The organism is Sinorhizobium terangae (assembly GCF_009601505.1).
Classification (GTDB): Bacteria; Pseudomonadota; Alphaproteobacteria; order Rhizobiales; family Rhizobiaceae; genus Sinorhizobium; species Sinorhizobium terangae.
The window spans coordinates 1-11,255 of the sequence record NZ_WITC01000067.1; the positions used below are offsets into that span (position 1 = coordinate 1).

Genomic DNA, 11,255 nt, shown 5'->3' on the forward strand with positions numbered 1-11,255 from the left:
AGCTTCCCGACGACCTTGCCAGCGCGCATGCGATGATCCTCGCCGAGCGTGCAGCCCGCCGTGAAGCGGAAGCGCTTGCCGCTCGTGCCCAGGCGGTGAACTCGCATTCGGATGCGCTGATCGCTCGGCTCCGGCTGGAGGTCATGACGGTTCAACTCGAAGGACCGCCGGCGAGGTGCTGGTCGAGGTCAAGGCGACCGACGATTTCACCGTATCGGCGCCGATCCGGAAGGCCTCTTCCCGGCCACTCTTGGTCATGAGGGTGCTGGCATCGTCGCTGATGTCGGCCCCGGCGTCACCTCGCGCTTCTCGATCGGCAAAGACAGAATCCACCACTACATGGGCTGCTCGACCTTCGCCAATTTCCCGGTCCTGCCTGAAATCGCCGTTGCAAAGGTCAATCCGGACGCGCCGTTTGACAAGATCTGCTACATCGGCCGCGGCGTGACGAGCGGGATCGGCGCCGTCATCAACCCGCCAAGGTCGAGGTGCTTGAGAACGGCGACAAGCTCGCCGTCGTCGATCCGGCCGCTCTGATCCAGCGTCACGCCTGCAAGGAATGCGGCGTCCACATGTACGGGCCTGTCGAACGCGAGCATCCTTTCCAAGGCTGTCGTTCATCCACCCCGAGCGTTTCGCGGACAAGGGCTATGCCCGCCCGGGATTCGCCGCATTTCGTTTCTTCGATCATCGAGAGTGGCTTTGATCCCTCGAAGGTGGATGAGACGAGGAAAAGTCTCAGACAGGTTGGGCTCGAGCCATACGACTGCCTCTCTCCCGCACTGATGGACCAGGCTCAGAGACTAATCGCAACCTGCTTGCCCAAAGGGAAGTTTCGGTAAGGGCAAACATAGTGAAAGGAAGACGATGAAATCGACTCCCATCGAACCTGCGGCGCTTAGCAATCCCGTGGCACCATTCAGCCAAGGTATGTTGACCCCATCCGGGGCGACGTGGTTGCACATCTCAGGCCAAATCTCGGGTGAAGGCTCTTGTGAGGACCAGGCACGAACAGTTTGGACCAGATTTCACTCGTGCTGAAAGAAGCCGGAATGGAGATTAGTAATCTTGTCAAGATCAACCACTACATTGTCGCCGGTACAGACGTCTATGCGTACACGAAAGTGCGCAACTCCTTCCTCGACGGTCATCGGCCCGCCAACACGCTGGTTTTGGTACCCGCGTTGGCGGGAGCAGGCGTGCTTCTCGAGCTCGAGGCGGTCGCAGCGAAGTTGTAAATCGATATTCTACTCGTGTGGGCTGCGCGATTCGCTTGTGCAGCCAGGCGAAGCATACCTCAGGTTTTGAATAGGCTTTGCGGTCTCGTCCGCGGCTTCTAGCCGCTATAGGACTTTTTCACGCCGACGCGCCCACCGAGCTCTGCGAGCAATCTACCTCACTGCGCCTGTAGCAACGATTAAGGGTGTCATGGTGCGTTGACGGGTGCGAAGAGGCCAAATGTTGCTGAGTTCGACCGCTGCCGTGTTGAGCGAGCGCGCCAAATCGGGCCAACGGTCCGGACTAATTCGAATGAGGGGTCCGGCAACGGAGATCGTTCCCGCTACGGGAGCGTTAGCGTCAAAGCTGGCGCGGAACGGGACTGCGATTGCCGCGGTACCTGCCTCGGCTTCTTCAACGGAAGTTGCGAAGCCGCGCTTTCGAGTTTCATCCAGCCGAGTGCGAAGTTCATCAATGGATCGTGCAGAATTCGGACCGAGCTTTCGCGTGGCTCCGAAGCCACGCGAATATACTACCTCCAGCGCTTCTTCCTCCGGCAAGGTCGCAAGCCAGGCCTTTCCATTTGCCGTCGCGTGAAGGACAATCTCCTGCCCCATATCTGGGTCATATCGCAATCCTGTCACCGCACCTTGTGCGCGGGCAACCCAGACAAGATCCCGCCCTTCCAGAATTGCTAGACGACAGTATTCTTGGGTTTCCGCGGCCAGCCTATTTAAAACTGACTGCACGACATCGGGGACATTGCGTGCATCAAGATTGCGAAACGCCAACGTGCTCATGCTCAAGGATAGAGCATACTTTTGGCTCGCCGCGTCCTGGGTGACCCATCCGTGGTTTACTAGTGTCGTTACAAGTCTGTGTACTGCACTCGTAGGCAACTCCAGACGATCGGCGAGGTCGGATAACTCGACGGGTTCGCGTTCGCCAGCCAGTAGTTCAAGCAGGGTGAGGCATCGAGATACAGCAGCGACAGTCAAATCTTGATCCTCCGTTTTTTGATAACATAGAAGGTTTGTTTCCAGTATGGAATAGGTTTCCATCTCCAATCTAGCGTGCCGCAGCCAAGCTATGGGCCGATATTCCTCAGGGGTGTTGGCTCGTCAGTACAAAACTCAACTGCGACATAGTGATTTTCTCCAATTTTGAACAGGCAAGGGCAGAGCACTCGCCAGACGTAACTTTGGGGGTTCAAAAAGCCGGCACGTAGCTTCATATTACGATCGCTGGCGTCAGCGATCTGCCGCATGGTTGTTAATCCTCTCCATTCGGATGGATGATGATCTCGCCATTGGCGATCTTTTGCGAATAGGCAGCAAGTTCCTGGCGCTGCGCGTCGGTGAGCCTGACAATCTGGCTACTGCGGCGTCAATTAAAGAGCCTGTATTCGGCGACCAGGCATGAGCGGATCAGCGCGACCCGTTGCACTCGCAGAACCACCACGTTCATAGGTCCTAGAAAATTGCCAGGCAGCGCTCGATCGCAATGTCCAGGACAGTCTCTGGCGCACGCGAGTCCCAATCGTCTGAGAAAATTTCCACCTCAATCGGCCCGCCATAGCCGGCGCGGCGCACCATGCGCTCTATCGCCGCAAGATCGATGATTCCGTCGCCCATCATGCCACGATCACGCAGCAGATGCTTGGTCGGTAACAGCCAATCGTTCACGTGAAATCCGACTATCCGACGGGCAGCACCGGCACGAGCGACTTCAGCTTCTAGTCGCTCATCCCACCAGACGTGGTGGACGTCAATGACAATTCCAACGCCTTCTCCGAGCGCGTCGCAAAGATCGTTTGCGCGGCTCAGGCTAGCAAGTGTCGTTCGATCGCCGAACAGCATGGGATGCAAGGGTTCGAGCGCGAGCGTAACGCCGAATGATGCTGCTTCATCGCGAAGCTTGCCAATGCAGTCCTCGTGTTGTCTTCTCAGGGTCGCAAGGTCGCGCTGCCCGCCAGGAATTCCTCCCGTGAAGACCATGACGTGGTCGGCTCCGAACCGAGCTGCGCGTTCCAGTTCCATCCGCGTGCGATCGAGAAATTTGGGTTCGAACGGGCCGAGCCTGTTGTAGCCGAGAACACGCAGTCCGATCTCTTGAAGTACGGGGAGAACCGTTCGTTCGCCTACCCGGTCGACCTCGTCACCCCAGATCGAAATGGTCTTAATGTCACGCTCAACACAGAGCTCGATGAAGCGGGTCATGTCGGCTTGTTTGCGGATCGTTGCGTGATTGATTGCGATGTCAGTAATTGTGATCATTGATCGGAACCTCTCGAGGCCGAGCTTTCGAAGATTTTATTAATGCGGCCGGTCATATCTCCAAACTCGGGATGCTCCCCGAGAAGGGCAGGGCGCGGGCGAGGCTAGTCGATTGCAATTTCCTCGACGATACGCCCGAGCTGTTCGATATGCAACTTCAATGCTAGAGCTTCAAAACATCCCCGGAGCAGGAGGCTCCGCATGGCGCTCGATTCAGCTACCGCGGGATCGAAAACGACGTACTCGGCTTTATCATGCAGAGGGTAACGGGGAAAATGCTTCCTGAGCTCTTTAGCAGCGAACTCAGTGCGCCTATGGGAGCGGAGGAAGACGCGTACATCACGGTCGACCAGCGCGGTTTGCTCTAACCGACGGTGGTTTCAACGCGACCCTTCGCGATTACGCCCGGTTCGCGTTGCTGCACCTGCGTGGCGGGTAACGGAAAACAGATTGTTGCATCGGAATGGATCAAACACACGCGAGGGGCGAGTTACGACCTGTTCCGAATTTTTGGCGGCCATAGGTTAGACTTGCCGAGTGGCGCATACCACAACACGTTCTGGATCGAGGAAGCGGAACGGCGCTCCTTAATGTGTAGAGGGTATGGCGGACGAGTCATCTATATTGACCTAACGCCGATTTCGCGACTGTGAAGCTCTTGCATCATCCCGATGACGGGGTACCGGATCGTTCGATTGAGGCGCTAGCGGCAATCCGCGCTATCCGGGATGCGTTGACCGGCCGATAACTGGTGAGCCAGTGCCGAACCGTGTGTCTCAGATTCTGCACTGGCCGCAGGTGCGGTCAATCTGCCGCCTAACACTGCATACACAACATCGTTACTATTTGATTTCTGACGCCAAGCTCGTCGTCGTTTCGCCAGAGGTAGGAACGCGTCGGAGCGTCGCCTCCCAAACGGAAAGCCACCTGGAGATTTGTTGATGACTGCCTCGCGACGCCAGGGAGAAAGTCCAGTGGAACGTTCTTGAGGGATATGTATTGGGATCATTCTCCCCAATGATCCGCAGCTTTCATGGATTTAGGGTCAAGTTCCGTTCATCATTTCTCTGCGACCTTGCTATCGAAAAGGCGCAATTGGCGGCCGGGTAGTGATGTGTCGTGAGAAGGCTCTGCAGCGTGCAGTTGAATATGTCGACAGTGGCACGCTAATACGCGATCTGGCGAGACTGGTGCCACGCCCCTCCATCAGTCAAAGCGAGGGGCAGCCCAAAGATTTGAGCGCGTACCTCAGGGAAGACATTGGGCCCTTGTTCGAACAGTACGGCTTTGTCGCAGACATTCACGACAATCCGTTGCCAGGCGGAGCGCCCTTGCTTTTGGCAAGCCATTTCGAGGCGGAGATCTTGCCGACCGTGATTTTGTACGGACATGGCGACGTGTGCAAATGGCCAGCAGCATCGCTGGCGCGACGGTTTGGCTACTTTTTTTGAACTGGTCCGGGAGGGGATCGCCTCTATGGCCGAGGATCGGCGGACAACAAAATCCAACACCTGATAAATATCGTAGCTTTGGGGCTCTTGCTCGAAACGAACGGCAAGCTTGGCTTTAACGTGAAGTTCCTTTTGGAAATGGGAGAAGAAACAGGCTCCTACGGTCTGCTACGGCAAAGCGGGACGAGCTTGCTGCGGATGTCTTCATTGCTTCAGACGGGCCGCGTCTTTCGCCCTCTACTCCGACCACCTTCTTGGGATCGAGGGGGCAATCGAGTTTGAAATGGCCGTGCGGCTGCGTAATCGAGATTATCACTCTGGTAATTTCGGTGGTCTGTTGGCCGATCCGGCGATTATTCTTGCACATGCGGTCGCCACGATCACAGATGCGCGGGGACGGATTTGCATTCCCGAGTGGCTCCCAAACAGCTTGACTGATAACGTACGTGCGGCGCTAGCCGATCTTCCGCCTCGCTTGAATGATCCTGATTGGGGAGAACCTTCTCTGACTTCATCAGAAAGGGTCTTTGGCTGGAATTCCTTCTCGGTCCTTGCGACTTCGTCAGGATCTATTGTTGCACCCCAGTCAGCGATCTCCGGTGCCGCCCGCGCCGTCGGCCAACTGCGTTTTGTTGTCGGCACGGACGTAGAGAATATACTGCCTGCATTAAGGAAACATCTCGATGCTCATTGCTTCGAGATGGTTGAGCTTTCTCAACTGCACCAGGCGTTCAAAGCCACCCGCATTTCCCCCACTCATCCATGGGTGCGCTTTGTTTCCGATTCGATCGAGAGAAGTGTCCACATGCGGCCCCATGTCTTGCCAAACTTAGGGCTCGCTGCCGAACGAGCTATTTGCCGAAATCCTCGGCTTGCCTACAATTTGGATTCCGCATTCTTACGCAGATAGTGGACAACATGGGCCCGACGAGCACGCGTTACTTTCAATCGCCCGTGAGGCGATGACAATCATGACAGGGATTTTGCTTGACATCGGCGAGAGCGAGACGAGAGAGCTCGTCGAGGCGTTATAACATTACATGCAGGTCATGATATAGCACAGAGTTCCCGTCTGCCTCGCAAGGGCAGCACCTTGGCTGCCGCCGAACAGGTCTCGGCGGCAGCCACTTTTCAAATCGGCCGAGCACCTGCCAGCCCTGGCTGGAGATTTCGAGAGTCACAGAGATGCACTCGAACACCTTCCACTGGCCGGCTCGGCGACGTTCGCCCCACTCCAAAACGCGGCGTTCCGTTCGATCTGGACGTCAACGCTTATCGCCAGTCCCGGATGGCTCGTGTAAACGGTCGCCATTAGCTGGCTTATGGCCACCGTTTCAGCGTCGGACCTAATGGTGGCGCTTCTCCGGGCATCAACCACCTTGCCGGCGTTCATCCTTTCGATTGACGCCGGAGCAATCGCAGATAATTTCAGCCGCCGATCGGTGATGATCGCTGGCCTGTCTCTGATCGCGCTTGCCTTCATCGTGCTGGCGCTGTCTACCGGCTTGGGCTTTGTCAGCCCCTGGCTCATTCTCGGATTGGCCCCGGCTGGCTGCTGGCTGCGGCTTTGCCCTGAATGATCCTGCCTGGCACGCCTCGGTCGGAGACATCCTCGACAAGCGGGATATTCCGGCCGCGGTGACGCTGATGTCGGTCGGATACAACATGATGCGCGCGGCGGTCAGAAATCTGGCGCCTCTCGAATCAGGAGTAAATGGTCGGTTCTCCGTCTCTCCTGCACTGCGAAACCCACAATGACGCCAAATGTTCTCACTAAGAGCTCAAGCGGGCAGTGGCGATGACATGGGTGACTTTCCGCCATCTAGATTGACCGAGCCAATGCCCCGGCCCCGCATGGACTCGATCCCTCCGTGACGTGAAACTAGAGCATCAAGCTATTCGGTACGGCAAGCGGTCTCGCTTGTAGTGATCTATGACCAGGGTTGTTACTGCAGGCCCACGAACGTGGACCATCTCGGCCTCCCTATCCGCCGGACGGCTAACCGCAATTCTACGATGGCCAGTCCATGGAACTGGAGAGCGACTGGACACTCGGCGATCAGCATAGCCGGTTCCGTGTCGATGGACGTGCAATCAGTGTCAATCTCGCTAAAGCTTCCGCCGGTTGGCGTCTGCGCTTCCGCGGTGTCGATCTCTTTCATTCATGACGCCGCGCGTATACAAACTCTCGCGCTACATGCCGGTCAAGCAGGTGGCGGATACGTCGTAACAGCTTCTCTGCCCGATGCCGGGCGTGATTACGCAGGTACTGGTCCGGCACGGCGACGCCGTCGAAGCCGGTCAGGCGCTAGCCACGTGGAAGCGATGAAGATGGAAAGCGTGCTGAAAGCCGCGTAGGGCGGTGGTGAAGTCGGTCATGGCTTCACTCGGCCAATCGCTCGCGGTCGACGAAGTCATCATGGAGTTAGAGTGATGAGCAACAAGACGATTCAGGACTGGGAGGTTCTCGCCGAAAGAGAGCTGAAGGCGTCACCTGAAAAGCTGGTCTGGGAGACGCCGGAAGGTATTGCGATAAAGCCGCTTTATACCGGCGACGATCTCAACGGCATGCCCACCTTTCTTCCTGGCCAGGCTTGAGCCATTCGTGCGCGATCCGCGCGCGACCATGTATGCCGGCCGCCCTTGGGCGATCCGGCACTATGCCGGCTTCTCGACCGCGGAGGAATCCAACGCCTTCTACCGCCGAAACCTCGCCACCGGTCAACAACACGTCTCGGTCGCCGTCTACCTTGCCACGTATCGCGGGAATGTTTCCGATCACCGCCGCGTCGAGGGCGATGTCGGCAACGCGGGTGTAGCGATCGACAGCGTCAAGGACATGAAGATCATCTTCGACGGCATCCGGAGCGGCATGACCAAGGCCTTCAACGAGGGGCTCCCGAAGCGACTGATTGAAGCCGCCGCCACCAAGCGCCAGCAGCAATCGACCTTGGCGAGCACGTGATCGTCGACGTTAACAAGTACCGGCTAGATAACGAGGATGAGATCGATATTTTTGATATCGAATAACACCGCCGTCCGCGCCGCTCAGGTCAAGCGCATTACCGAGACCAAGCGCTGGCACAATCCGGAGCCGTCGAGAAGGCGCTCGCCGAACTCACCGATGTGGCAAGCACCGGTAATGGCAATCTGCTCGCCGCCGCCGTCGAGGTCCCTCGCGCGCGAGCAACCGTTGGCGAAGTCAGACCAATGCGCAAAGCTTTTGGTGACCATTCGGCGACGCCAGAGGTCGTGCACGGCGTCTACGGCGAGGCCTATCACACCGATCCGCAAATGAAAGTTTTGGCCAGGCGTCTTGCCGACCACACGAAGAAATCCGGCATCAGCCGAAAACCATGGTCGCCAAGCTTGGTCAGGACGGCCACGACCGCGGCGAGGCGCTGAAGGCGAAAGGTGCGGATGACATCATCGTCGTCGCTGGAGGCGTCATTCCGCGGCAGGACTATCAGTCCTGCTCGACCACGGCGTTTCGGGTACAAACTGCCGTTCAGGATCTTGAGGCTAGCGCTCGCTTTCGCGAGATCCTTGGTGCTCGGGTGTCTGCACCTAGCGCTTACCCGAGCACGGCGTCACTGTCGCGTTTGTTACGATCACCAATACCAAAATTGAATTCCTTGAGCCGCTGGGCGAGAATTCGCCGATTGCGTCTTTCCTCGCCAAACACCCGGACGGCGGCATGCACCATATCTGTTACGAAGTGACGGAAATCGCAGCCGCGCGTGATCACCTGGAGAAAGCGGTCGCTGTGTGCTCGGTGACGGGTCGCCAAAGATCGGCGCCCATGGGAAACCCATATTTTCTCCATCCCAGGGACTTTTCGGCCCTCTGATCTAGCTGGAAGAAGTGAATGCTGCAAGCGGGCGCGAGTAGCCATCTTAGGGCGTAGCAGGAGATAGCAATCAATGAGCCAAATTCAGGCTACGGATGGAATGCGGAGCAGGCATGGAAACAAGCAGGTCATTGAGTTGGAAGACGCAACGAGCATCTATAGCTTGCCTTTCAACGATCTGCCCCCGCGCCCAGCAACTTGGCTCGCCGAGGCGGAGCCGGCTACTACAACCACAACGTCGATACGTCGGAGTGCTATTATCCTGAAATCATCACCACCCGCACATTCGAGGGTCGGCTCGAAACGTTGGCCAACGTCCGCGATGCGGGCATCAAGGTTTGCGCGGCGGCATTCTCGGCGAGACGGTAGATGACCGCATTTCGATGCTGCTGATGCTCGCCTTTCTTCCTGTGCCGCCTGGAAGCGTGCCGATCAACATGCGACGAGATGCAGGCTCTCTGTTTGTTCGCCGGTGCCAACTCGATCTGTGTTGGCGACACGCTGCTGACGGCCGATAATCCCGACGTAGATCACGACGGCGCACTCTTTCGGCGGCTGGGACTGAAGCCGATGGCGTTGGAGACGCTTCATTGAGCTCGTCGGCCCCCATCGGTACGAGGCGACGCTTGCCGAACTCGAACGGAAGTCGCGGATCCGCGCCCTGGCGCCACTACAGGACGTGGATTTCACATCCAACGACTATCTGGGACTTGCCGGTGCACCCCGTCTGAAAGCCGCGACATCTGCTGCGATCGAGCGAGGCGTACCGGCCGGCGCCGGCGGGTCACGGCTGCTGCGTGGCAATCACGCCGAACACCAGGCGCTCGAAAGCGGAGGCGGCGGCCTTCTTCCGTGTCGAAAGGGCGCTATTTCGGCAGCGGATTTGCAGGAATGTTGCGCTGTTCTCGTCCCTGTCGCAGGGCACGGACCTGATCGTTCATGATGCTTTGAATCACGCAAGCGTCCATGACGGCATAGCAGGCAGCAAGGCGCAGGCGATTGCCGTGCCACGTGGGCGCCTTCGATCAGGTGATCCGCAGGTGCCAGCACGCGGGTGGCAAGGGCCGCCCCTGGGTCGCCTTCGAGCTGCTTCTCACTCCCGTCTGCGCCTCAAGGAACTGCCCCAGAGCAGCGATCCTGTTCTAAGGCTGAGGGCGAAATGGCGGCTGGAACGGTGCTGTTGAGGGTTGGAAACATTACACTGTCGCGCTACGGTATATTGAGAACAGCCTGTAAGTCAAAGCGACGTTGGGGTAGGTCCCGCACCTCACAATTACCGAGTTAAGATCATTCGCAGCCACGAGTTGCTCAAGAAGGTCATCACGGCCATTAGTGCTGAACCCTAGAAGGATTTTGCCTCCCTCCGTAAGATATGCTGGACTTTCCGACAGAAATCGCTCGAGCTGCCTGTAGCCGGGATCAAATGCGCCACGCTCGATGTCATCGTTAAATTCGAAATCTGCTGGAGCGAAGTACCAAGGGTAGTTCCAAAAAATAATGTCGAACTTTCGCGCTGGGGGAATTTTATTGAAAATGTCGCTTTCCATAACCTCGATATTCTCAATACCGTTTGCTGCGGCATTCTCCAACGTGTTCGCGACAGCCCTTGGATTGATATCGCAGGCTAGCAACGACAGCGCACCGGTCTTTGCCAATAAAAGGCCCGGGAGTCCGAAACCGCAGCCGATTTCCAAAATCCTCTTTCGAGCGAATGGAGGGAAGTTCTCACTAAACCAACGCCAACTTTTGAAATCTTCGGGAGGGAAAACCCCTTCTCGGACGATCAGATCCAGCCCGAACTCGCGCATATGACGCGGGAAAGTTCTCTGTTGACTCATCCTGATTGTTGCCCTGATTGTATCGAGTTCACTCATATGTTCTCTCCGAAACCGGTGCAGGTGTTTCCGATTATTGCAGCAGTATCCAGGGTCTTGAGGGCAAAGATATGATGGACCCCATACCGCCCATCACATGTAGTACCGCTTTCGCTCTTCGAAAGCCCAATGCTCATCGTAGGTGAAGTCTTCAAGAATGTGTGATAGCCCTGTGTAGCCCGCGCAAGGTGGTTTATGCTGTGACAAGCAAGAGCAGTGCCAACCCGAGGATCCATCGCGGCGACAAGCGTTCCCGTCCTTTACTTATTCAGGTGCGCAAGCGACCTCTGACATTGGGCGATCGACAGCCGCTGTGGAAGGTATCCACCGGGTGGCCAGACCGCGAACTGGCGTGACTGACGAAGTTTGCGCTGGTACCGTCACTGTAATAGCCTGCCGCATCAAAGGCGAAAGTGTCCTCGTTCGGGTCGAAATCCAAGATGACCGTGTAGCCCGGGTCCGGCCAGCCCGCTGGGTCGCGGACCGGATTGTGGGATTGGAACACAAAGGTGTCTTGGCCGTCGCCGCCGGTCAGCTGATCTCTGCCGTCACTGGCGAAGAGGACGTCGTCGCCGGGACCGCCGTA

General features: G+C 57.3%; 10 protein-coding genes and 6 pseudogenes. 12 read left to right on the forward strand and 4 right to left on the reverse strand.

All coding sequences use genetic code 11. The features are described from left to right. Positions 1–143 precede the first annotated feature (143 nt). The 3 genes and pseudogenes from GHK62_RS18050 to GHK62_RS18060 form a co-directional block, all read left to right on the forward strand. Positions 144–504, forward strand: a pseudogene (locus tag GHK62_RS18050) (alcohol dehydrogenase catalytic domain-containing protein); the annotation flags it as partial. Further along, positions 483–842, forward strand: a pseudogene (locus GHK62_RS18055) (S-(hydroxymethyl)glutathione synthase); the annotation flags it as partial. The pseudogenes GHK62_RS18050 and GHK62_RS18055, both read left to right, overlap by 22 nt. 174 nt (positions 843–1,016) lie before the next feature. Next, positions 1,017–1,238 carry a RidA family protein gene (locus tag GHK62_RS18060; protein WP_167528287.1) on the forward strand — a complete coding sequence of 74 codons (222 nt, stop codon included), beginning with the start codon at positions 1,017–1,019 and terminating at the stop codon, positions 1,236–1,238. Positions 1,239–1,391: 153 nt separating this feature from the next. On the opposite strand, the gene GHK62_RS18065 is transcribed toward GHK62_RS18060, so the two are convergent. Both GHK62_RS18065 and GHK62_RS18070 read right to left on the reverse strand, forming a co-directional pair. Next, positions 1,392–2,279, reverse strand: coding sequence for an IclR family transcriptional regulator (locus GHK62_RS18065; protein ID WP_234886951.1), 888 nt, complete (start codon positions 2,277–2,279; stop codon positions 1,392–1,394). Between the two features lie 411 nt (positions 2,280–2,690). Then, positions 2,691–3,494 carry a sugar phosphate isomerase/epimerase family protein gene (locus tag GHK62_RS18070; protein WP_153440536.1) on the reverse strand — a complete coding sequence of 268 codons (804 nt, stop codon included), beginning with the start codon at positions 3,492–3,494 and terminating at the stop codon, positions 2,691–2,693. A 1,112-nt stretch (positions 3,495–4,606) separates the two neighbouring features. Between GHK62_RS18070 and GHK62_RS35015 the strand changes: the two genes are divergently transcribed. From GHK62_RS35015 to GHK62_RS35245, 9 genes and pseudogenes are all read left to right on the forward strand, one after another. Next, the gene (locus GHK62_RS35015; RefSeq protein ID WP_327791105.1) at positions 4,607–4,945 is read left to right on the forward strand and encodes a hypothetical protein; all 339 of its coding nucleotides are present in this window, start codon (positions 4,607–4,609) and stop codon (positions 4,943–4,945) included. Between the two features lie 69 nt (positions 4,946–5,014). Then, the gene (locus tag GHK62_RS35020; protein ID WP_337732952.1) at positions 5,015–5,227 is read left to right on the forward strand and encodes a hypothetical protein; all 213 of its coding nucleotides are present in this window, start codon (positions 5,015–5,017) and stop codon (positions 5,225–5,227) included. Position 5,228: 1 nt separating this feature from the next. Continuing rightward, positions 5,229–5,855, forward strand: a complete 627-nt coding sequence (locus tag GHK62_RS35025; RefSeq protein WP_327791104.1) for a hypothetical protein — start codon at positions 5,229–5,231, stop codon at positions 5,853–5,855. Positions 5,856–6,255: 400 nt separating this feature from the next. Beyond that, positions 6,256–6,658, forward strand: a pseudogene (locus tag GHK62_RS18080) (MFS transporter); the annotation flags it as partial. A 314-nt stretch (positions 6,659–6,972) separates the two neighbouring features. After that, on the forward strand, positions 6,973–7,113 hold the full coding sequence (locus tag GHK62_RS35240) for a hypothetical protein (protein WP_167528288.1): 141 nt from the start codon (positions 6,973–6,975) through the stop codon (positions 7,111–7,113). Between the two features lie 77 nt (positions 7,114–7,190). Next, positions 7,191–7,274: a biotin/lipoyl-binding protein gene (locus tag GHK62_RS34350; RefSeq protein WP_167528289.1), complete on the forward strand. Its 84-nt coding sequence runs from the start codon at positions 7,191–7,193 to the stop codon at positions 7,272–7,274. A gap of 104 nt (positions 7,275–7,378) precedes the next feature. Continuing rightward, positions 7,379–8,465: pseudogene (locus GHK62_RS34355) on the forward strand (methylmalonyl-CoA mutase family protein). Further along, positions 8,440–8,795 (forward strand): annotated as a pseudogene (mce, locus tag GHK62_RS33965) (methylmalonyl-CoA epimerase); the annotation flags it as partial. The pseudogenes GHK62_RS34355 and mce, both read left to right, overlap by 26 nt. Before the next feature lie 417 nt (positions 8,796–9,212). After that, positions 9,213–9,389 (forward strand): hypothetical protein, encoded by a 177-nt coding sequence (locus GHK62_RS35245; protein ID WP_380786161.1) that lies wholly within the window; start codon positions 9,213–9,215, stop codon positions 9,387–9,389. A gap of 602 nt (positions 9,390–9,991) precedes the next feature. Here the strand turns inward: GHK62_RS35245 and GHK62_RS18100 are convergent. Further along, positions 9,992–10,669 carry a methyltransferase gene (locus GHK62_RS18100; RefSeq protein WP_153440537.1) on the reverse strand — a complete coding sequence of 226 codons (678 nt, stop codon included), beginning with the start codon at positions 10,667–10,669 and terminating at the stop codon, positions 9,992–9,994. Positions 10,670–10,937: 268 nt separating this feature from the next. Then, positions 10,938–11,255 (reverse strand): annotated as a pseudogene (locus GHK62_RS33640) (hypothetical protein); the annotation flags it as partial.

Bases quoted from the DNA above. Each gene is read 5' to 3' on its own strand.
- GHK62_RS35015 (WP_327791105.1), top strand. From the start codon at position 4,607: ATGTGTCGTGAGAAGGCTCTGCAGCGTGCAGTTGAATATGTCGACAGT.
- GHK62_RS18065 (WP_234886951.1), bottom strand. From the start codon at position 2,279: ATGGAAACCTATTCCATACTGGAAACAAACCTTCTATGTTATCAAAAA.
- GHK62_RS34350 (WP_167528289.1), top strand. From the start codon at position 7,191: ATGCCGGGCGTGATTACGCAGGTACTGGTCCGGCACGGCGACGCCGTC.
- GHK62_RS18070 (WP_153440536.1), bottom strand. From the start codon at position 3,494: ATGATCACAATTACTGACATCGCAATCAATCACGCAACGATCCGCAAA.
- GHK62_RS35240 (WP_167528288.1), top strand. From the start codon at position 6,973: ATGGAACTGGAGAGCGACTGGACACTCGGCGATCAGCATAGCCGGTTC.
- GHK62_RS35025 (WP_327791104.1), top strand. From the start codon at position 5,229: ATGGCCGTGCGGCTGCGTAATCGAGATTATCACTCTGGTAATTTCGGT.
- GHK62_RS18100 (WP_153440537.1), bottom strand. From the start codon at position 10,669: ATGAGTGAACTCGATACAATCAGGGCAACAATCAGGATGAGTCAACAG.